Genomic DNA, 21,185 nt, shown 5'->3' on the forward strand with positions numbered 1-21,185 from the left:
GGCCAGTTCTCCAACCGCCAGGCCGTTCGCGCTCACCGCCTACACGCGCTGGTCGGCCTCTCCGGGGTCCGGCTCCAACGTCTCCCGCCGGGGCCGTGGAGGCGTACCTCCCCATCCCGAGACGTTCCTCCCCCGGGAGCTCCGGACCGACTTCGAGTCCCTGGAGGAGGCCCTGGCGTACGACCACGGCTTCACCCGGGTGTCCCCGCCCACGGGGTCCACGCTGGTCTCCACATGCAGCGGACGGTTCGCGTGTGACGGGCGAGCACCCGACCAAGCTGGACGCGGACGGGCTCCCGGCGAAGACCTTCGAAACGGTGTCGGTTCCCGTCCCCCGCGTGCACGCCACCTACGCCGAGGGGGAGGAATCCCTCCTCGGCGCCCTGAACAAGTCCGCGTCGGCGTCCAGCAACGGCGCCGGCCTCCAGCCGCTGTACCTGGACGCGTTCGTGGGGGACGAACTCCGGGCGGACGTGTCCGACAAGACGGCCCGCCCCCCGGTGCCGCAGGGGAGCTACGGGCTCGGGCTGGACGCGTACTTCCAGGCGGAGATCATCGGCCAGGCCCTGGCGCGCACCACCGGCCTCGCCCAGCGATTCGGGTACACGCCGATCCTCCAGACCAAGCGCCCCCAGTGGTTCCTCGACACCGTGGCGCCCTGGCCACGGGTCAGGGGCGTCTCCCGGGAGGAGATGGTGAAGGCGGAGGCGTACGTCCGGGAGAACCCCATGCCGCAGCCTCCCGAGCCCGCCCGGAGGGTGTCCGCGTTCCTCCTGGGCCTCGCTCGCGACGCGAGCGACTGGACCGGGGAGGGGAGCCGGTCCGCATGACGATGTGCGCGGCGCATGGAGTCGGAGATCGGCCTGGTCACGTTCGGACTCGCCGGAGGTCTCAACCAGGACGACCCGCTGATCTCCCACATCGCCCTGAACCTGTACCGCCGGGCGGCCCAGTCGGCGCTCCTGCGGTGCTCCCTGGTCATCGAGGAGGGGGACTGGGAGTTGCCCTAGCCCTCTCGGCGGTCTCCGAGGAGACGAAGCGGGTGGCGGTCGCGTGGGTCAGTGGCAGGAGCGGCAGGAGCAGAGCGAGGACAACATCCGGATGGCGTCCCGGGCGGCGGCGGCGGAGAACGCTCGGGCGCTCTCCAACAACGCGGTGCCGCCGCTGGTCCGGCAGGTGGCGCGCCCGGATGCGGGAGAAGATCCTCCGCAATGGCGCCCGGTGAACACGAAGGACCTGAAGAGCGTGATCAACGGGGCGTCGGACCTGAAGCTGTGGAACGGCTCCGGGGGCGCCGGCGGGAAGTCGGGTCTGTTCGAGAGCGCGTTGCGGGTACGCGACCGCCTCCGGTCTGTTCGAAGCGGCCGAGGAGGGCCCCCGTGGCGGTTGCCCGGTACCAGTTGAGGCGGACACCGCCGAGTAGCGGCGTGACCCTGGGAAGCCCCCGGTACGAGATTCGTACCGGGGGCTTCTTCGTGTCCGCCCACGCGTCCGGCGGCGCGCCCCAAGGGGGCCTCCGGCCACGGGAGCGCGCTGCACGTGAGTAACCGCACCACTCGATTTCTATACGGAGCGTCACCACGGCTAAGGGGGAGACGAAGGGGGGGAGAAGGGGGGGAGGGGGGGAGACCCCATGCGCGCTGAAGGGGGGAGGGTCGCTCCCACCTCCCCCCCTTCCGACCTGCGGTTTGCTCCTTAGGGGGCGTTACCTACCACACGATTTTGAAATTAGTTTGTCCTAATTTACCCACTCTAGAGGGGGTATAGGGGGGCTGGCTCAGTTCTTCCGCACCGTAGGCGGTGCGGATCCCGGAGGGGGTCATGCCGCTGGCTTCGGCGAGTGATTCCAGGCGGTAGGGGCGGGGGCCGTGGAACTCTCTTCCGTAGGCGAGGAGTCGGCGGATCTCCGCGTCGGCCGCGGTCTTGCGGGCGCGTGCTTCCTCGAGGGCCAGGAGGAGCGGATCAGTGTCGAGGCCGTCGCTGGCGGCTTCGAGGTGGTGTGCGTCGTCGATCCTGTGACGCTCGACGGCGGCACAGGCGTCGGAGTAGAGGTCAGCTGGAGCGACAGCGTCCGGGGTGGGCATGGGGTTGCGAATAGCGGCGAGATCAGCAACGAGATCCATGTTTGCGATGGTCGCATTATTTTGCGTGGATCGCAAATCTTGGTTGGGGCTACAGCTCCGGCCACACATGGGGCTCCGTGTAGGCGTGCCATCCCAGGAAGAACCAATCCGCGAGGTCCGACAGCCGCTCGATGCAGGCGTCGTAGTACTCCCGCGGCTCCGGCCGTGGAAAGTTGGGGTGGCTCGTCCAGGCCGGCACCTCAGTGGCCAAGTGGTAGTAGCCCTCTGCAAGCCCTCTGGGGAGCGCATCAGCGTCTTGCAGACGCTCGCAGACCGCACGTGCGGCACGCTCCAGACGCGAAAAGGCGTCTCGGTCCCAGACAAGATCGCACCGCAGCCGCAGAAGGAAACTCTCCGGCTCGCTGCGGACCTCATGCTCCGGAATCTTCAGCGCTTCGTCCATGACCCAGCATGCTCCCAGGCGCCACCGACAGTCACCGATGCCGGTCGAGGCGCCCTCAAGTCACCTGCGGGGTGTGTACCAGGGCACGAGGCGCAGGAGGAGGTCGAGGGTTCCGGTTGCGGCTTGACGGGTGGCGGTGGTGGGGGCGAAGGCTGCCGCGAGGGCGAGCAGGAGGCGTGTGAGGTGGGCGGAGTGGAGGGCGGTGGTGATGAGGAGGCTGAAGGCGATGGTCGTGAGGACGGCTGCGGCTCGGGTACGGACGCGTGTGCGGTGGTGGGGGTTCATGGCTGGCTCCTGGTCGTCGTCGATGCCCCGCGGTAGCGGGTGCTGACCACCAGTGAGCCAGAGGCAGATTTCCGTCCGGGCAGGTACTTCTCGGGGTTGTAATTGTCGCTATGGCACGAGGAGCGCCGAGTCCGGCTGATCAGCAGGTGGTTCGTGAACTCGCAGCCCGAGGCGTGGTGGTGACGCCTAGCCAGCTGGAGAGCTGGCGGCGCGTGGGGTTGCTGCCGCGTCATCGGCAGCGGGGCCTCGGCCGGGGCCAAGGGTCGGTGGTGGAGGCGGTCGATCCGGCCGTGGTCGAGACCGCGGCAGCGTTGGCGCGGCATCTGCGGCAGGGACGGAACCGACGGCTGGCCGTGCTGGACTGGTTCGCCGAGGCCGGCATGCCCGTGTTCCCGGGCGCGGCGGTGGTGCCCGAGCCGCCGGCAGGGGCGGTGCGTGAGGCGCTGGTGTGGGTGTTGGAGGGGTCGGTGTCGCAACGGCTGCTCGAGGCCGCGCGGGGCGCGGCGGGGGCGGGTGAGGAGGGGCAGGATGCGCTGTATGCGGTGGCGGGCCGGATGCTCGCGGCGCGGCCCTATCATCGGCCGGTGCATCCTGCGGTGATGCGGGCGGCGTTGTTGGTGGGTGAGGATCCGCCGGATGAGCCTGGCTCCGGTGGTGTGGCGCATCTGTTCGCGGCGCTCGGGCTGGGGCCGCAGGAGGTCGGGGCAGAGGCGCTGGCCGAGGGGTTTGCCGCGGTCGGCATGTTCGATCTCACGGCCGGCGAGTGGGCGCAGATGCTGGGCGCGGCCAAGCACGGTAAAGCGCCGCCGGTGCCGTGGGAGCTGCTCGGAGAGGTTGACTCGGTGGAGCAGGTGCGCGGGGCTAGTGACGAGGAGCTGGTGAGGGCGCGGACGGTGCTGATCGGGCTGCGGCCGTTCTACGCGATGTATATGCTGCACGGCCTGTTCATGCCCGACACCCCCGGGCTGGCCGCACTGCGGGCACTCATCGACGAGCGCGGCATGGGCCGGTCCTCGACCAGGTCGTCTCGATCAGCCCGACGCCCCGCCAGTTCGCCGAAGGCCTGACGGCCTGCCACGGCGACATGCTGGACGAGTTGTACGAGACGCTGATGGAACAGCTCATGGCAGACCCGGACCTCTTTCGCCTTCCCGGTGACGAAGGCGGCGCCGCCGGGTTCGTGAACACCTGGACGAGCACCCTGCACGAGCAGGCCGGGCTGGCTGATGGCGCGGAGTGCGTGGGGCACCGTCTGACACCGCTACGGCTTCGGATAGGGCTCGACAGGCGGTGGCAGTGGTCAGCCCTGGACGATCGGCGCCGCCAGACTCGTACCGCGGGCGATGGCGTTGAACAGGTCTGGGAACGGGCGGAGCTCCTCCAGGTGAGCCTTCCAGATCTCGTCTCTCGATTGGCCGAGGTGGGCGGTGGTGAAGTACAGCGCAACGAGGTAGCCGGGCATGGCGCGGCCCCAGGTCTGGCCATTCTCGTTGTCCCACCATGCCCTGAGGACGGCCTTCGTGTCCTCCAGGCTCATCAGGCCGGCGCTGGGCAGGATGGCGGTGCGGGCGACCAATTCACCCTCGTCGAAGCTGCGCACACCCATGAGCAGGCCGGGAAGGCAGGGAAGAAAGTATGCGTCGGGTTGAACGCCGATCACCCGGGACTGCTCGGCTACCGGGAGCACCGTGAATGTGCTCGTCAGGGCAGGCAGGCTCGTGCGGACCTCAGGGTAGGCCACCAGAGCGAGGGCCCTGGTCTCGTCGGGTCGGAGGTAGCCAGTCGCTGCGATCTGGGTGGCGATGCTGGTGATCTTGGTGCTGTAAAGCGTGCGCATGGGGTCGGGCAGCGCTTTCCAGAACGCCGGGAGGTCGCCGAGACGGCCGAGAGCCGCGAGTTGGACTGCTGGCTCAGCCGTTTCAAGTCTGGACATGTGCCGGGCCAGATACTCCTCTGCCAGGGGCTGGTCGCGGTCGGCGAACAGGCGCAGGCACTGTGCCATCCGATCGGCGAACATCGGTGCGGCCAGAGGCATCCTGTCGTCCTCGATCTGCAGCAGGGCGAACTTGGCAGCGAAGTCGACCAGCTTCGCGCGGGAGGTGGGGCGGACGCGGTCGAAGAAGGTGTGGCCGAGGTAGCCGGCCTCGAACGTGAACGCGGGATCTGCAACGTGGGCGATGAAGCTGTCTCGCACCTTGCGGCCCTGGCTCGGCTGGTGCACCAGAACTGCGTCGAGGGCCGCTGCGAGATGGGCGCGGGCGTACTCGGACGTCGGGACGTACAGCTCTCCCATGGGGCGAAGGGAGGGGTGGGCGCACAGGTGCCGGTCCTCGCGCAGTCGCTCGAGCTGTGTCTTGTGTGTGTTGTCGATCAGTTCCAGCTTCTCCGCTACGTCGAGGATGGTGTTCTCGACGTTGAGCATGAGGGGCACCGCGTCGGCCGCGCCGGGCTGCTGGGCGCGCTCGACGTCCTCGGCCAGGGGGCGGGCGTCGGGCTCGCCTTCTTCCTTGAGGACCTCGATCTTATGGATCAGGTCCGCGCACACTGCGGTCCAGGTCAGGACGATGGCGGCTCGGGCGGCGCCGGTGGCGTAGCAGCGGTGTGCTTCCTTCACCAGCGGCCGCACGTCCGGGTTGACCACCCGGTTCACCAGGTCGTCCAAGTCGAGCATTTACTCCCCGTCCCCTTCGTGCTGTGCGGGTGACAGTCGTTGCCTGAGCCCGTCGGGAAGAGCTTAGAGGCAGGCTGCGCGGCCAAAGCCGGATATCTGTTCTCTATGCGCAAGGCTGGCACCGTCACGAGCGGCCCGGGTGGAAGATGGGGAGGCGGGTGGTGACAAGCGCCTCTGTACCCGCCGGTCACATGCGAGGCTCGCGGGTCGGCGTGCGCTCCGCGCGTGAGTTCGGCCAAGGACCGGAGCAGCGTTCAGAGGCTGTGGAGCGCCATCCGCATGACGAAGCGCGGAGCCGGAGCGTCCCGGCTCGGGGGTTACAGGCGCCAAGTGCAGATGCGCTCGGCGGCGGCCTGGTAGACGGTGTCCTTGCTTTCCTGGATGTCGAGGACGAGGTTGACCATGGCCCCGTGTGGGGGGCGCTGTCCTCGCCAGCGTGTGAGCGGCGGCATGCGCCGCGCAGTCCCCGAGTGGGGCCCGCGTCGTGCGAGGGGTGCCTGCTCCCTCCGCGGGGCGCAGGAGGGGGCTGGGGAGCAGGTGCTGAGCTGGTTCGCGCCGGCTTCGGGCAGGGAGGTGCGGTTCGGGCTGCAGCTGGCGCGGGCCCGATGATGCACACGAATCTGCCGCGGCAGCGGAGGGCGACGGGGCCGGGGACGCTGCGGGCGAAGGCGCTGTCCCTGGCGGCGTGCCGTGATGTGCGGCGCTCAGCCGTGTTGGCTGGGCCTCATTTTCTGAGTTGTGGGGGCCTGGTTGATCTATGTGTGTCTTGCTAGGGGGGTGGATATGTCTTTGGTCTGATTCGCAGGGTAGGTCTGAGGGGTGGGTGTGGGCGTCAGAGGGACGGGGTCGCTTGAGCTGTTGTTCAGCGAGGCGCAGGGACGTATCCGAGTGTCGGTGGCTGGGACGCCGGAAGGGACGGACGCATTGTCCGTGCCGGTGCGGCGTGAGGGGGTGAATCGCGCTCCTCGCAACCGGCAGGGCTTGCTGCGTATTCGGGAGGTTGATCTGGTTACTGCCTACACGCAGTCGGCTTACGATCCGCCAAGTTCCTTGGATGGCAGGCATTTGATCTGGGTCCTGTCGGCCGGGCGGAGGTCGTGGGCTGCGGTGGCGTCTCGGTTCAAGGACGAGGCGTGGGCTGTTGCTGTGGCGTTGGTTCGGTGCGGCGGTGTCGTGCTCCGGTGTGCGGTCGATGAGGACTTGGAGCTTTCGGAACCGCTGAGTTGGCGCCTGTCTCATTCGTGGGCGCTGCAGACGGATGAGTTGTTGCAGGAGTTGCGGGGGTGGCGGGACCCGGATGAGATGCGCAAGGAGCTGCTCGCGTTGATGGCCCCTGTTCCTGAATTGGAGTGGGAGCGGGCACTGTTGGAGGGGTGTCCGGTGGGCTCGGCGCTTCGGGTTCCGTTGGGGAGTGCCGTGGGAACGGAGGCTTGGACGGCTTATGAGGCTGCCGTGCGGGCGGCTTCGGTGTGGTGGCCGGCGGATTTGGCTGGGGAGCGGTTGTCTGCCAAGGAGTTGGCTGGCCTTGCTCTGGGCGGTTCGAAGAAGTGGACTCCTGCTCGGCAGGCTGCCTTTGAGAACTTGGTCGGGGTGAGTTTTGACCTCGCGGTCGATGAGGCTGATATCGACGTTCGTGTGAGAGGTCCTCTGCGGTGGCGGGTGGGGTCAGTGGCTGCCGATGCTTCGGTGGCCAACCCGTGGATCGCGGTGCCTGCTGGGGCGTTGCGGCTGGTGGGTGAGGTTGAGCACGGAGGTCGGGGGGTGTTCCTGGTGGAGAACTCGGACACCTTTGAGCGTGTATGTGCGATTCCCGAGGTGACGTCGCAGTGGCTGTGCGTCTGGGGCAAGGGGTACGTGACGAACCAGCTGGTCGCGCTGCTGGAGTGGATGCAGCCTCAGCGGCTCGCGATCTGGGGGGATTTGGATGCTGATGGGATCGCGATCATTGACGATATCTCTCGACGGCTCGGCCGGAAGGTGCACGCGGTTGGGATGGAGGTTGAGTTGTGGCGTGCTGGGCCGTACAGGGAGCAGGAGCCTGAGCAGTATGTGAAGGCTCAGTCGTTGGCGGCTCGGATGGCTGATGAGGGGCCTGTGGAGCTGCGGGCGTTGGCGTCGGAGATCGCGGTGACGGGCGAGTCGTTGGAGCAGGAGCCTTTGCACAGGAAGGTGCTGCCGCGTTTGGTGGAGCTGTTGGGTGCGGTGCCGGCCGGTGGGTGATCAGCTCGCGTTCGGGGATGGTGAGCAGGCGGATCTCGCTGCGGCGGTGCAGTTGGCCAACTGGCGGGCGTTTATGGCTCCGGTTGCTGAGGATGCCGGTGCTGTGGCGCGGCATCCTGAGGTGGCGCGGGTGGCGCTTGCGATCTTGAAGGTGTTTGCCGAGCATTCCGGTCCGCATGGTTTGACGCGGGCCGAGGTGGTGCAGGCGTTGGCGGGTGATCCTCGTGAGTGGTCTTCGGATCTGATCGAGCATCGGCTGACGGTGTTGACACGCCTTGGGTTTCTCGAGCCTTATCTGCTGAAGGCTCATCAGGATCGGTACGTGGTGCGTCCGGCAGGGTTGGCTGGAGCTTTGGCTGCCGAGAGGTTGGCGGAGCACGGTGGCGTCGATGAGTTGATCTTGCTGTTGGACCGGGCGAGGGCTGTGTTCGACCGCAGCAATCCTGATCCTGAGGCTGCCTTGGACTATCTGGTGTCGTGCCGTAACGCGCTGCGGGTTTTCGCTTTGGACTTGCAGCGGTTGGTCGCCACGGGGACGCCGACGGAGCTGATGGAAGCACAGCGGCAGCATGATCATCAGGGGTTCACGCGTCAGGTGGCGGAGCTGAACGAGGTGGTGACGAGTCGGTTCAGTGGCAGTTGGGCACTGGAAGAGGCGGCTTCGGCTCTGATTGAGGCGGAGCAGTTCTACCGGCGGCAGGTGATGGTCGCGGCCGACAAGGTTCTCGCGCAGGGCGGTGGCAGTTTGAACTTCGATGTTCTGACTGTGAGCGAGTACACCGACGCAGCCTTCAAGGGGGATGTGGCGCTGTTGTCTCAGGTGGGCACGGCACTTGTCGCGGATGCCCCGTCGGTGTGGATTGACCCGGCGCAGGTCTTGGAGACGGTGTCGGGTTTCGCTCCGCGCTCAGGTGCCCGGGGGCGGCCGCTCGTGATGGACGATGCCGAGCAGGAGGAGGAGCCCTGGGAGTGGGCTGAGGGAGCTCATTCTCGTCTCCTGGAGGATCGTCGGCTCCTGGCCGACGAGCTGCTGGCCGGGGACCAGGAGGTTGATCTCACAGCGCTCCTGTACGCGGCGGGCTGGCCGGCGGCGGCGGCGATCATCACGGATGTTCTGGCGCTGGGTGACGAGCCTGGCGAGCCGTACAGCGTGGTGGTGGAGGATGCGCTGCTGGCTGATCCGGCTGCCTCTGTCACCTATCTGCATCCTCTGCTGCTGCGCAGGCACGACGTGAGCGACGAGGCCGACGGTGGTGGGGATGACGTTTGAGAATGGCTCTTCTTCGTCTGGGTCCGATGCAGAGGAGGACCTCCAGGCGCAGGTGCTGTTAGGGCGGTTGCGTGCTCAGGGCGTGGCGTCGGCTGCTGTCGGCGAGTCCGTGTTGGCCAGGGCAGCCTCAGCGGCGAGTGGGAGCGGGCGCCGGATTGTGCGTGTATCCGGCTCGACGCCTGGCGATCTGGTGGTGCTTGGTTGGGACGCCGAGACGGCTCCTGTCGCGGGGATCTCGGTGGCGGGGTGGCAGGTCGGTCTGCCGCCGGTCGCGACGCTGGTGTGGGCGGCCTGTCTGCGTGCGGCGTGGCCTCGCCCTGAGGTGCTGCCTTTTCCGGGGGTGGCCTTTCTGCGTGCGGATGTGGTGTCGCTGTGCTGCCGGTTGGGGGCGGATGAGGACGCGGTGGAACGGACCGTGGACGGAGTGCTGCAGACAGCCCGTCTCCTTGTCTCGCAGGGAGATGTTCTGAGGCTGGGGCCCGCTGTCGCAGCGCTGCCGGCTGTGGTGGTGGAGGGCCTTCGGCGCGGGCATCATCTGCTGCCCGCGATGCACGCCGAGGGGCTGGACAGTGGTGAAGCGGGCGGTGAGAAGGCGGTGGCGCCTGCGCGAGAGGTCGGCGGCGGGGACCGGTTGGTAGATGGTGGCGCTGACGGTTACCTTGTCCGGTCGGTAATCGCCGCCCTGGAGTCGGCGCGCCGTCCCCTGCCGCGGGCGAGTCTGCCGATGCTGGCGGATCCTGCGCTGCGGGCCCGGGTCGGGCGGGCTCTGGAGCGTGGCGGGCGGCAGTTGCTGCAGACGGAGCAAGGCAACTGGGTCACGGGCTTTCGCGATCCGGTCAGCGATGCGCTGGTGGCCGAGGGCACAGGCACTTTGGGCGATGTGGACAGGGCAGTGCTGGCCCTGGTGCTCTTGCACACGGTGGCGCTCCCCCGCGCTCAGGGCCGGCACCGGCACAGCCGGTGGACGGGCGAAACGCACACGGTCACTCTCGCGGTGCTTGCCTCGAACCGGAAGATCTCCAAAGTGGCGATCAGTGCGGCGCTGCGCCGTCTGAGGGCTGCCGGGATGGTCGCGGAAGCCACCACAGGGCGATACCTGCCCGGGCCGGCTTTAGACCGTCTGACCGCGGAGCGCAGCAACCTGCTGTGGGAGGACTTGATCCTTGTCGGACGGCCTGACGGTCATCTGGCGGCAGCCATCCGACGCCGGCGGCAGCTGGCGGACAGCCCTGTTTCCCCGTCTGTGGCCGCCAGCGGCGGCGCAGGGAAGGATCTTGTGTGAGCGAGCAGCCTTTCAATGTCGCGCTCAGCAAGCTCGGTGTGATCGGCACCAGGCAGCTGGTTGCCGTGCAGACGTTCTTCATTGCGCGATTGACCTCACATCCCGTGGCACTCGTACCCGGCACTTTCGTGGCCGTGACGGGCCGGGGACCCAAGGACTCCAATGAGTCGGGCAAGACAAGCTTTTTGGCTGCTGTGGCGCTCCTGCTGGGTGACCCGGAGTGGCGGATGACCGGAGGCGGCTCGGTGCATGCACCGAAGCTGCTGTTCGAGCCGGTGACGGCTGGAGCATCCCCAGAGGTCAGTGAGCCGGCCCAGGTCGGCTATGTGGTGGGGGTCTTTGCCGATCCGGACGATCCTCAGACCAGCGCTCACACGGTGTGGCTGCAGATATCCGCGAAGTCGCCGCATGTCGAAGTGCGGCACAAGACCGGGGTCCACCTGCTGATCGAGGGGGACGATCGCAGCCAGCACGAGAAGGCTGCCGGTTTCTTCCGCAGGCTCGGGGGCAAGCCGTTGGGCGCTACGGAGTACGCCGAGGTTCTCTACGGACGTGCGCCCCGGCTGCTCGCCTACATCGTCAGCCGTGGCGGGATGAGGTCGCGCCCCTCCTTGCTGAAGCTGGACGCGGGCACCTTCACTCCCGTCCAGATCGGGGACGCGCTGATCGATCTCACTGGCAAGGCCGCGATGCTGGCCCATGATGTACAAGACCGGAAGAAGCTTGCCCAGACGCAGGCTGATCTGGCCGAGGCACTCAAGAAGGCCGAGGGTTCCTACCGGGACGAAGAGGGGATCCTGCACGCGGTCGACACCCGGGAGCGCGCACGCATCGAGACAGAACGGGCTCATGATCTGTGGACGCTGGCCTCGGCACGAGCCCATGTGGACGCGTTCGTCACTGAACGTCGCATCGCCTCCCATCTCGAGCTGCTCACAGGCACGCTGGAAGAGTTGAAGGGGCAGCAGAGCACGGCCAGGGAACTGCTGACCGCGGCACGCGATACCCGCCTGCTGGAACGCACAGCCCAAGAGGCGTCCCAGCTGAAGCAGCAGGCGCAGCAGAGCCTGGAGGAAGCCAACGAGAAGCGGGGAGAGCTCAGATCTGCGCTGGAACGCGCGCAGCGGGATCGCCGCACGGCCCAGGCTCGGGCCGAGGGCTACGAGGGGCCGCCGCCGGCCAAGCTGACTGAGCTGCTCGACTCCCAGCAGGCCCTCCTTGTGCAGGCGAAGGCTGAACTGATCAGGGCCGAAGAACGGGTCAAGGAAACAGACCAGGAACTCGCTGATGCCCGCCAGGGACGCACTGGCCGGGCGGCCGCTGCTTTGCAGGCACTGCACGACGGTCCGTGCCCTGACGCCGTAGGGCTCATGGCCAGCACACGCCTCCACCCTGATGCCCGCCCCCTGTGGGAGGCCCGGCTGGCACCGTGGAGTGATGCGGTCTGCGTCCCCGCGGACCTCCTCGACCGCGCGATCGAGGCCGTCAGCGAGTTGCCGGGGACCCTGCTCGTCACCGGTCCCCCGGCATGGGCCGGTACGGCCCACACCGATCCGGCGCCGGTCTGGCCCAAGGGAATCGTCGATGCCGCACCTCTGGCAGCACCGTTCTTGCACGCCCTTGCCGACGCGACCACCGTGGAGCACCCCCCGCACGCCTCGCTTCCGAGTCTGGGCGTCCACGTCGTCGGTGGCTTCGACCAGCCGATCGTGGGGCAGGAAGACATCTGCGCCCACCTCGAAAATCAGCTGGGACGGGTACAGGCCGAGCGGGACGCCCTGGCGGCCGGGATCGAACGCTGCGGCCGCCGGATCACCTCGCTTGGCCGCGATATCGACAGGGCGAACGCCCAGGCGGAGGCTTCCCGGCTCGGCGATGAGGCACGCGCCTTGGAGGAGAAGCTTGTCGCACACGACGAGACGCTGCCCGGCCTGAGACGTACTGCAGCGACAACAGCCGAGGAAGCCCTGCGCACCAAAGACTCCTTCGACAACGCGACCAAGCACGCCAAGGCCCTCGAGAAGTCCGTCCAGGAAATCAACAAGAACATCGCTCAGACAACGCAGAAGCGCGACCGGCTGCTGGAACTGCGCGGCAAAGGCCCGGCCCACCCCGTCCTCGTGTGGACGGACACGCTGCAAGACGCCCTTGCGGCATTGAACTGGGACGAGGTGCCAAAGGACGACCCTGGTGCCGAACCTGCTGATGGCATCAGCGTCCATGCCGTCGTTCCCCATAGCGGCGAGGTGGAACGGCGCACCAGCCTAGAGCTTCTCAGCGAGAGCCGAACCCGGCTGGCGTCCGCACTCACGCGACTGGCAGCCGACTCTCGCAGCACCGGCGTCGCCACGCCTGAGCTGGGTGACGCTCTGCACCACCATGAGGTCCATACCGAGGATCCCCACGGCATCATCTTTCGTGCCTCGCTGTCGGCCCTGCGGAGCTGGCTGGCCGCCAACGAGGAGCAGGACAAAGGCGCCCGGGAACAGGTGGAGGCCAAGCGCGCCGAACGAGAGACCGAGCACCGCTATCTCCAGGACGTGGTCGAGGAAACCCGCGAGGCCCTGGCCCAGACCCAGCAGTCCATCAAGGAGCGGGTGAACGGCGCGCTGCGCCGGATCAGCAGCCGACTCAACGAGCTCCACAGCCGTGAGGGGTACCGGGCCGATCTGGAATTCACCGTCACAGAGCCGCAGACCGCCCAGGACCAGTGGGTATGCCATGTCGTCCCGCGATGGCAGCGCAATCCCAACGGGCCGTTGCTGCCCTACGACGTACCCACCAATACCGCCCAGGAGAAGCTGTTCTCCATCCATCTCGTCCTGGCCGCTCTGCTGGCAGCCCCGCACGCCCGCGGCCGCGTACTGATCCTCGACGAACTCGGCGACTCTCTGGGAGCCGAACATCGACGCGAAGTCATTACGGCTCTACGTGATGCTGCACAGGATCACGGCATCACAGTGTTGGCCACCTGCCAGGACGGGCTGATGACGGATGTGCGATCCGTCTGCGGTCAGATCCTGCAGTTCCGCTACTACTCCAAGTCCGACGCCCTCAACCGGCCAACCCTCATGTTCGGACGCGATATCAACCGCCAGCGTGTTCAGCTCACTCTGGAAGAACTCGTCAGCAGTCGCTCCTAACCGCTTGCTGGCGCGCAGCGGAAATGCCGGCGATGCCGGTCGCGGCGCTGCGTAGTTGGACTGCCCAGTCAGGTGGCATCGCGAGCTCGGAGCTGAGGCCAGCCTGAGCGGTGGCGCGACACCGCTTCTTCGTGGGACTGCTCAGGTGAAGGCTGGAGCAGGATTCTCGCTGGTCCACTCGCCTTCGAAGAGGGCGGCGATGAGGCGTGCGTGTTCGGCGTCGAGCTGGCCGGCGCGCATCTTGGTGCGGGTCTTGGCAAACCAGGGGCCGATCTTCACGGTGTCGCCGTCAACGGTGATCGTCTCGCGGGCTGCGGGGGCACGGCGTTCACGGTGGAGGAAGAGTTCAAGGATCTGGACGGTCTGGGCGAAGGTGCGCCGGGTCGTGGGGCGGGGCGCCAGGGGGCTTGTGGCGGGGGTGAGATCGAGGGCTGCCAGGAGGCGGTGCTGGCCCGGGTCGAGAGTGTTCCACGTGGTGAGCTGGCGGGTGGCCCAGCTGCCGAGGTTGATGTTGCCGGTGGTGGTGTCGGGGGTGAGGGGCTGGCCGGTCTGGAGGTGGCGGCGCAGCAAGTGGTACTTACGGTGCCAGTCGGGGCCGTGGGGCAGTTGCCAGTCGGGGTCGATGGCGGTGAGGTCGGCGGCACGGGCGGTGTCTAGGTGGCCGTGTGTGGCGAGGGAGCGTTGTTCGGCGAGCCAGGCCCCGAGGGGGGTGGTGGCGGGGGCGGCGAGGTGGCCGTGCGCCTGGTGGTAATCAGCGACAGCGGTAAGGCGGGCGCGCCAGGCGGCCTGGTGTTTGTCCCAGATCATGCCGAGCGCGTCGAGCTCGGCGATCCAGTCGGGTTCGAGGCGGCCGGCGGTCGCGGCGTCACGCATCGTGGTGATGAAGCGGCCGAGTTCGAAGCCTGCCGGGTCGGTGTGTTCGGCGGGCACATCGAGGTGACCGTAGGTGTCATGGAAGGCCTGGGCGGAAGCGAGGCCTTCGCGGCGGGTGCGGGTCAGGGTGCCGCGGGGGTTGAACGCGATGAGGTCCATGCCGCGGGCGATGCGTTCGGGGTGGATCGTGTAGTCGAAGTGCCAGCGGTGCTGGATGAGACGGCTGGTCTCGGTGGTGAGGCGGTTGGTCTTGTCGGGGAGGCGTTCGAGGATGCGGTGGTCGTGGCTGGCCAGGGCGGTGGTGATGGCCCAGACCGGTTCGTAGGGGGTGCCGAGGATGTTCTCGGGGTCCTCGCTGGGCGGGATGTAAACGGGGACGATGAGGCTGGCGGTCTTGCCGGAGACGTCCAGGCGAAGGGCGCGGCCGAGGCCTTGGACGCAGCGGGTGATGCTGCTGGTGGGGTCGGCGAAGACGACGGCGTCGACGCTGGGGATGTCGATGCCTTCGGCGATCACTTTCGCGTTGGTGAGGATCGCGCGGGGTGAGGCGGCGAAGCGGGCGAAGATGTCGGTGCGCTGGTCGGCGGTGTGGTCGCCGTGGACGTGGAAGACGTCGGGGTCGAGGCCGGGGAAGCAGTCGGGGTCGGCGGTGCGGAGGCGGCGCAGGGTGTGAGGCAGTTCGCGGGTGAAGCGAACGGAGTCCTCGACCAGGTGGAAGAAGACCAGGACTCGGCGCATGGAGTGCTTGGCCATGGCGTTCAGGACAGCGAGGTGGAGGGCGGTGGTGCGCAGCGCCCCCTCTGGCGAGTCCGAACCCGAGGGTGTGCCGACGGCGAGAAGGTTGAGGCGAGCGCGGAGCTCGGTGTCGGTGACGGTGGGAACCACGATGCGGTAGTCCGCGGCCACGCCGTCAGCAATGGCCTGCGCCAGCGGGTACTCGAAGACCTTCTTCCCGTACACGGCCTCGTTGTCCATGCTGTTCGCCACCGCATCCACCGCCGGTGCGGAAGGGGTTCGGGGGTGGCGGCGGGCAGTCGAGGCGGAGTCCGCCAGGTCGGGTGCGGCAAAGCTGCGCGGGGTGGCCGTCATGTAGAGACGGCGCTCGGCATGGATCCGTGCCGCGTCGTTGACCATTGCCCACTTCTTGTCCGCCCGGCCGGCGATGCGGTGCGCCTCGTCCATGATGGCGAGGTCGAAGGGTGGCACGGTGTAGCAGGTGTGCTGCGTCGCCTCGATCTTGTCGAGTGAGTCGTAGGTCGAGATAACCGTCAGGGCAGGCAGCTGGTCGTCCTCCTCCCCCACCACCGACATCAATGCTGCAAGGGCCTGCGGGCTGCTGGTGGAACCGACCCTGCGGGCGGCAAGCGCATCGTGCGCGCCGGTGTCCATCGAGGACACGATCACCATGTGCTCCAGATGACCATCCCGGCGCCACGCGAGCGCCGTCTGAACCGCCAGGTCCAACGTGGGCACGACGACCAGAACCAGGCGCGCTGCGAGCTCGTCCGCGACCCGGATCGACACCAGAGTCTTACCCGTCCCCGTCGCCGCCACATACAAAGCCCGGGTACGCGGGCGACGCAAATGCCTGACCGCAGCAGCAAGACCCCGCTCCTGGTCCGAACGCAGCACAGGACGACCGGCAGGGCGAGGGACAGCGGACGCGACCGGAGTGACCATGACCCACATCATCCCGTACTGGTCCGACGGCGTCGGGCGGATGCTGCAGAGGGGACGGTATCTGGGTCCCCTCTGTCTGTGGTGTCGGTGTACACCCGAATGTGCTCAGCAGGTACAGATGAACGTGCTCAGTTCGTGAGGTGCGACAACCCGTTCCCGACCCTGCGCAGGGTGGTAGGCCACGCTGCCGTGCTCAGGATGCGAACTGCTCCGCAAGCGCGTCCTCATGGCCTGATGCCCCAGACGTCATCCGCGCTCTAGCAAGGACCGCCAGGATCATGCGCCCACAGTGCCGCTGCGATCTGGCGCAGGACGGCTGGGGGCGCGACTGCGGGTGCGTCATCGTCGGGGGCAACCGGCTCGGGGACGATGATCGCTGTCTGCGCGGCGCGTTGTGCGTGCTGACCCATCAGGGGCGAGAGGACGTCAACCAGTTCCAGCGTGGTGTAGGCGCTGGAGGGGAGCACCATGGCGTCGAGGTCGGGGGGCATGGGGTCGGTCGCGCGCTGGCAGCGGATCACCGGCTGGTTGTGCGGGTAGTACACGGCCCCCTGCCGGGGGATGAGGATCTTCGCGTCGAGCATGTGGACGGCGAGTTGGCAGGCGAAGGCTTCGGCCTCCTTCCGGTCCGGGAGCACGGCTACCACGCGGCGCAGGCGGTGCTGTTCGATGAGGTGGGCTGCTCCGAGGGCCTGGGCTCGCCAGATGGGGAATCTGGGCAGTTCGGGTACTTGGATCCGCATCAGCCGGTAGGGGCTGAGCAGTCCTTTGTCCACGAGCTGTGCGCGGTCCACGCTGGGGTGGTGGGTGCCGAAGATCGGCTGGGCGGGCATGTCCACGGCCCAGGCGATCTCGGTTCGGCTGTCTCCAGGGCGGGGCAGCTCGTTGGGGATGCGGGGTGTGGCCGTCAGGTAGACGCGCTTGTAGGCGAGGATGCCGTCGTCGTAGTGGATCACGGCGTCCGGATGGTCCGAGCTGGTGATGCCTTCGAACGTGCGGTGAGCTTCCTCGACGACGAGATGTTCCCAGGGCGGCAGGTGGTGGTCGCGGTGGCTTTCGGCGATGAGCCCGGCATCGCTGTAGCGAGCCACGACGAGGGCTCCCGGAGGCTGTTGTGCCATCCAGTCGGCCAGTTGGCCTGCGGTGGTCAGCTTGTCGCCCGCCTTGCCACTGTGGGTGGGCTGGATGTTAATGCCCGCGAGCGGTCGTCGGCTGACCATGCGCCAGGTCTTGACCACGTCGTGGAGGTAGGTCCGGTCCGGCCCGAGCACCAGGCACGCGCGGCTCGCGGCTGCGTGGACCGCTGTCGCTACCGTCATGGTCTTGCCTCCCCCGGCCGGCATGCTGAGCAGCATGCGCCGGCCACCGTTGAGGATGACGTCGGGCAGCATGGGAGGTGACGGTTCGCGGCCCGCGACCCAGAAATCCTGACCGTGTTCATGCAGGTCAGCGACACCGAGTGCCAGCTGCAGCCGCTGAACAGGCGGGTGCTCGTCGGTGGTGTTCGTGGATGTCCCGGGGAGCGTGGCCGTGCTCTCCTGCTGGGGTTGGGGGGCCCATTCCATGGCCAGGGGTTCGACGGAGTCGATCTCTTCGCGGCTGAGGAGGCCCGCGGGGGCGAGGACGCGCAGGTCGGCGATCCACTTGCCCAGCGGGAAGCGCGGGTTGGTGTGGTCGTCGAGATAGGCAGCGGGTACGCGCAAGTGCTGGTGGGTGCGGTAGAAGCGCCGGGCGGCGCGCAGACCGCGGGCGTGGAAAGCGGCCTGGCTGCCGACGGCGCGGCGCAGCGCGAGGGCGAGGGGGTCATGCTGCAGGGGCAGCGCGGCCAGTTGTGCCTGCTGGCCCTGAGCGAGGGCGGGGAAGGAGTCGAACTGTTCGTCCAGCCAGCAGGTGAGGTCGTCGGCGTCGGCCGGCAGCGGGCCCGCCGGGATGGCCAGGGTCTGGTCGTGGGTACGGGCGCGGGCGCACATGCGCTGCCACTCTTCGGGCCAGGCGGGGTTCCACCAGCGGTCGATGTCCTTCAGTGCGCGCTGGTAGGGGGCGGGCAGGGTGCCATCGGCTGCCTGGCGGCGCTGCTCGGCGAGCCACTCGCCCAGGGGGCGTCCCTGATAGGCCTCTGCCGGCTCGGGGAGCAGGTGGCCGTGCTCGCAGGCGTATGCCTGGGCGATGTCCAGGAACGTCTCCGTGCTGTTCTTGGGGTGCGCCCAGGGTATGTTGCAGCTGGCCAGCGCGGCGACGCGGGCTGCGGAGAGGTTGCCGGCGGCCTTGAGGGCGCGCTGGTAGCCCAGCCAGCAGCCGAGGTGGAAGCCGTCGTCGGTGATGTGGTTGCTGGGGACGATCAGGTGGCCGTGTGTGTCGAAGAAGGCTTGGGCGCAGGCCATCCCGGTCTCCCAGATGTCGGGCTCTGGTTCCATGATCCGCAGCATCAGGTGCGGGGCGATCTCCGGAGCGCGCGCGGGCCGGATGGCGGAAGCCGGTGTGGGCAGCAGGAGTCGGGGGCCGCTGATGGGCAGGCGGCGGAAGTAGTGCTCGTCGTACGCCTTGAGAGCGATCATGACCTGGTGCAGCAGGTGGTACGGGGTGCCGAACGTGGCGTCCTCGGCGCGTTGACCGGGCCCGAAGAGCACCGGGATGACCAGGGTGGAGATCTTGTTCATGCTAGGGCCGATGCGCAGCGCGCGGCCGATCGCCTGGACGATGTCGATGGTGCTCTGCTTGGGATCGGCGAAGAGCACGGAGTCGGCCAGCGGGAAGTCGACGCCTTCGACGCACAGGCGGACGTTGCACAGCACACTCAGCTCCGCCAGCCGGCCCTCGCATGTCTCTTGCGGGGGCTGGGCGAATCGGGCCAGGCGCTCGCGCCTGTCGCGGCGGCCGTTGCGGGAGTGGACGCTGGCGACCCACAGGTCCTCGGCGTGGCCGCCGGGGATGGCGGCGGCGGTTTCGGGCAGGGTTTCGGCGAAGGCCTCGCTTTGGACGATGCTGCGGCTGAAGACGACCGTGCGGCGGATGCCGTGCTCTTCGCGTGCTTTGAACAGGGTCAGCTGGGCCGCCGCCACCCGCATGGCATCGGCCTGGGGGGTGTGGTGGGCGCCGTTGCCCTTGCGCCCGGCCAGGAAGGCGTGCAGGTGCGGGTCGTGGATTTCGGGGGCGGCGATGCGGTAGTCAGCGAGCCGTCCCTCGTGGATGGCCTCAGCCAGCGAGTAACGGTAGGTGACGCGACCATAGAGGTCGGTGTCGTCCATGGAGGCGATCGGCTCGGTGGTGATGCCACGATTGACGTCCCAGATCCGGGGCGTGGCGGTGAGGTAGAGCCGGTGGCGGGCGGGGATGGCGTCGTCGTCGTGGATGACGGCCCACGGTTTGGCGCGGGCGCCGGCGGTGCGGTGGGCTTCGTCGACGACCGCGATGTCCCAGCGCGGCAGCAGGTGACGCTGGTGGGCCTCGACGAGTTTGGGCAGCGAGGCGTAGGTGGCGAAGATGCTGACGGGCCCGTCGGCGCCGCGCACGGCGGCGGCCAGCCGGGCGGGGTCGCTGGTCATGGTGAGCACGCCGCTCAGGACGGGTTCGCTGGTCTGCTTGTCGGAGCACAGTCCGACGTAGTGGCCGGGCCGACCGGAGTTGTGCCAGACGCGGGCGGTCTGGTTGAGCAGGTCCAGGGTCGGCATCACGGTCAGGCTGCGGCTGTCGGGGGCGACTTCGTGGGCGATGTGCACGGCGAGATGGGTCTTTCCCGTGCCGCACGGCATGATGACCTGCACACGCGCATGGCCCATGGCGAAGTCGTTGAGGACACAGTCCGCCGCAGCGCGCTGGCGCGTCCACAGTTCGCTGGGCAGGCGTTGGGCAGGCAGGTCGTGCAGCACAGGACGGCTCCCCCCGGCTCAAGCAAATGACGGGCTTCAAGGGGCAGAATGCGGACCGGGCGTGCGGCGTCGGGTGCTCGATGCGGGTCTCCTCACTCCTGGGGGTGAACTCTCCCGTCGGCAACGGGTGCGCCGTGGTAGAGAGCGCAGTGCCACACCGGCTTAGAGATCCCCACGGAACAGCCGTGCGGCGTCACCCGGACCCAGGGACCGGGACGCGGACTAAGGATCAGCAAGGACTGCGCGGGAGTGGCGCCCGTAACCGGGCAGCAGTGAAAGCGGGGCGGGGGCGGAACGTTGGAAAACGCGATGTGGGGCAGGAGCCTGTCGCGGCAACCGGTGCGCTTCATGGCGCACGAGTCGAACTGCTCGTTCTTGTGGCGGGTGGCCGGTGTGCAGGGGGTGGAGGTCGACTTCCTGCTCGCCGAACTGGGTGACGGGCCGCCCAGGCAGCAGGCCCTGCCTCCGCATCTGGCGGAGGTGCTGCTGAGCGGTGCGGCGGCGGACCGGCTCGCGCAGATGCTCGGCGTGCCGTCCGCTCGGCTGCGGTGGGCCCTGCCGCACCTGCGGGAATCCCACCTTCTGCCAGGTGATCAGGCGCGGTGGGAGTGGCCGTGGCAGCCGCTGGCGCACTATCTGGTGCCGGGCTGCGGATTGTGTGCGGCGGCACGCGGCGGGGGCTGGGGTGAGGTGTGGCAGGTCTGGCCGGAGAGGTGGCGGATCTGCGAACGGCACGGCCGGTTCACCCATGTACGCCAGGACGGGCCGGGAGGGGTTGACCTGGCCCGGCTGCCGGAGACGGTGCGCGCGCATCGCAGGCGGGGCCGGCTCGAGCGGCGGTTCGGGCCAGCCGGGGCGATGCTGGTCGCGGATGCCTTCGCCGTCACCGGCTCGTGGTGGCGCCGCGCCCCCATGACCCGCCGGTGGGCCGACCGGGCCGATCGGGCCGGGCTTGAGCCCGGGAACGTCGAGACGGCATGGCTGCTGGTGTATCCGGAGGCTCTGTGGGTGGCCAGGGCTCTGCTGCGTTACGAGCAGCAGCGGGCGGACCGGCCTGGCGGGCCCTGGACGGGGGCAGAGGCCGGTCTGGTGGCTGAGTTGTCCCGACTGGCGGGTGAGTTCGGGCTGCCGCCGGGCAGATGGCAGATGCCGGTGGCGGAGTGGCTCGCCCGGCACCACAAGTGCGCACCGGCCCTGGGGGAGGTCGAACGCAGCGGCCGGAGTCGTGCCCGGCGGCCGGTCACGGCACTGATCCATCGGGGCGATGAAAGCCGGGTGTCACTCGAGCGCTGCTGTCTGCCCTGGGACTGGAGCGATGCTTTCATCGCCGTATGAACGCACCTCGCATGGTTCGCACGCGCATCCACAC

General features: G+C 68.4%; 16 protein-coding genes. 9 read left to right on the forward strand and 7 right to left on the reverse strand.

The genetic code is table 11. From position 1 onward, the window contains the following. Nucleotides 1-254: 254 nt before the first annotated feature. From ABFY03_RS00005 to ABFY03_RS00015, 3 genes are read left to right on the forward strand one after another with little or no spacing between them, the layout of a single operon-like run. Nucleotides 255-830, forward strand: a complete 576-nt coding sequence (locus ABFY03_RS00005; protein ID WP_346168666.1) for a hypothetical protein — start codon at nucleotides 255-257, stop codon at nucleotides 828-830. Between the two features lie 15 nt (nucleotides 831-845). Continuing rightward, on the forward strand, nucleotides 846-1,010 hold the full coding sequence (locus ABFY03_RS00010) for a hypothetical protein (RefSeq protein WP_346168667.1): 165 nt from the start codon (nucleotides 846-848) through the stop codon (nucleotides 1,008-1,010). A 43-nt stretch (nucleotides 1,011-1,053) separates the two neighbouring features. Further along, complete coding sequence (locus ABFY03_RS00015) at nucleotides 1,054-1,404, forward strand: hypothetical protein (protein ID WP_346168668.1); 351 nt, start codon at nucleotides 1,054-1,056, stop codon at nucleotides 1,402-1,404. Between the two features lie 305 nt (nucleotides 1,405-1,709). On the opposite strand, the gene ABFY03_RS00020 is transcribed toward ABFY03_RS00015, so the two are convergent. Genes ABFY03_RS00020 through ABFY03_RS00030 form a run of 3 tightly spaced genes read right to left on the reverse strand, consistent with a single transcriptional unit; the run spans nucleotide 1,710 to nucleotide 2,811 of the window. Next, a complete protein-coding gene (locus ABFY03_RS00020) occupies nucleotides 1,710-2,123 on the reverse strand; it encodes a hypothetical protein (RefSeq protein WP_346168669.1) in 414 nt (137 codons plus the stop codon). Between the two features lie 49 nt (nucleotides 2,124-2,172). Next, the gene (locus ABFY03_RS00025; RefSeq protein ID WP_346168670.1) at nucleotides 2,173-2,526 is read right to left on the reverse strand and encodes a hypothetical protein; all 354 of its coding nucleotides are present in this window, start codon (nucleotides 2,524-2,526) and stop codon (nucleotides 2,173-2,175) included. A 60-nt stretch (nucleotides 2,527-2,586) separates the two neighbouring features. Further along, nucleotides 2,587-2,811, reverse strand: a complete 225-nt coding sequence (locus ABFY03_RS00030; RefSeq protein WP_346168671.1) for a hypothetical protein — start codon at nucleotides 2,809-2,811, stop codon at nucleotides 2,587-2,589. A gap of 269 nt (nucleotides 2,812-3,080) precedes the next feature. Between ABFY03_RS00030 and ABFY03_RS00035 the strand changes: the two genes are divergently transcribed. After that, nucleotides 3,081-3,878, forward strand: coding sequence for a hypothetical protein (locus ABFY03_RS00035; RefSeq protein WP_346168672.1), 798 nt, complete (start codon nucleotides 3,081-3,083; stop codon nucleotides 3,876-3,878). Nucleotides 3,879-4,111: 233 nt separating this feature from the next. Here ABFY03_RS00035 and ABFY03_RS00040 read toward each other — a convergent pair whose 3' ends face one another. Next, entirely contained in the window at nucleotides 4,112-5,482 is a 1,371-nt protein-coding gene (locus ABFY03_RS00040) for a hypothetical protein (protein ID WP_346168673.1), read from the reverse strand. Between the two features lie 317 nt (nucleotides 5,483-5,799). Beyond that, nucleotides 5,800-5,934: a hypothetical protein gene (locus tag ABFY03_RS00045; protein ID WP_346168674.1), complete on the reverse strand. Its 135-nt coding sequence runs from the start codon at nucleotides 5,932-5,934 to the stop codon at nucleotides 5,800-5,802. Between the two features lie 748 nt (nucleotides 5,935-6,682). Between ABFY03_RS00045 and ABFY03_RS00050 the strand changes: the two genes are divergently transcribed. From ABFY03_RS00050 to ABFY03_RS00065, 4 genes are read left to right on the forward strand one after another with little or no spacing between them, the layout of a single operon-like run. Then, nucleotides 6,683-7,702, forward strand: coding sequence for a Wadjet anti-phage system protein JetD domain-containing protein (locus ABFY03_RS00050; RefSeq protein ID WP_346168675.1), 1,020 nt, complete (start codon nucleotides 6,683-6,685; stop codon nucleotides 7,700-7,702). Next, complete coding sequence (locus ABFY03_RS00055) at nucleotides 7,695-8,972, forward strand: hypothetical protein (RefSeq protein ID WP_346168676.1); 1,278 nt, start codon at nucleotides 7,695-7,697, stop codon at nucleotides 8,970-8,972. The genes ABFY03_RS00050 and ABFY03_RS00055 overlap by 8 nt, the downstream gene beginning before the upstream one ends. Continuing rightward, entirely contained in the window at nucleotides 8,962-10,254 is a 1,293-nt protein-coding gene (locus tag ABFY03_RS00060; RefSeq protein WP_346168677.1) for a hypothetical protein, read from the forward strand. Before ABFY03_RS00055 ends, ABFY03_RS00060 begins: the two co-directional genes overlap by 11 nt. Then, a complete protein-coding gene (locus ABFY03_RS00065; protein WP_346168678.1) occupies nucleotides 10,251-13,397 on the forward strand; it encodes a hypothetical protein in 3,147 nt (1,048 codons plus the stop codon). Before ABFY03_RS00060 ends, ABFY03_RS00065 begins: the two co-directional genes overlap by 4 nt. 141 nt (nucleotides 13,398-13,538) lie before the next feature. On the opposite strand, the gene ABFY03_RS00070 is transcribed toward ABFY03_RS00065, so the two are convergent. Continuing rightward, nucleotides 13,539-15,962, reverse strand: a complete 2,424-nt coding sequence (locus ABFY03_RS00070) for a DEAD/DEAH box helicase (RefSeq protein ID WP_346168679.1) — start codon at nucleotides 15,960-15,962, stop codon at nucleotides 13,539-13,541. Nucleotides 15,963-16,207: 245 nt separating this feature from the next. Then, on the reverse strand, nucleotides 16,208-19,816 hold the full coding sequence (locus tag ABFY03_RS00075) for a DEAD/DEAH box helicase (RefSeq protein WP_346168680.1): 3,609 nt from the start codon (nucleotides 19,814-19,816) through the stop codon (nucleotides 16,208-16,210). Between the two features lie 297 nt (nucleotides 19,817-20,113). Here ABFY03_RS00075 and ABFY03_RS00080 point away from each other — a divergent pair, with 297 nt between their 5' ends. Beyond that, nucleotides 20,114-21,151 carry a hypothetical protein gene (locus ABFY03_RS00080; protein ID WP_346168681.1) on the forward strand — a complete coding sequence of 346 codons (1,038 nt, stop codon included), beginning with the start codon at nucleotides 20,114-20,116 and terminating at the stop codon, nucleotides 21,149-21,151. The last annotated feature ends 34 nt before the right edge of the window (nucleotides 21,152-21,185 follow it).

Origin of the sequence: Streptomyces roseofulvus (assembly GCF_039534915.1) — a bacterium.
Classification (GTDB): Bacteria; Actinomycetota; Actinomycetes; order Streptomycetales; family Streptomycetaceae; genus Streptomyces; species Streptomyces roseofulvus.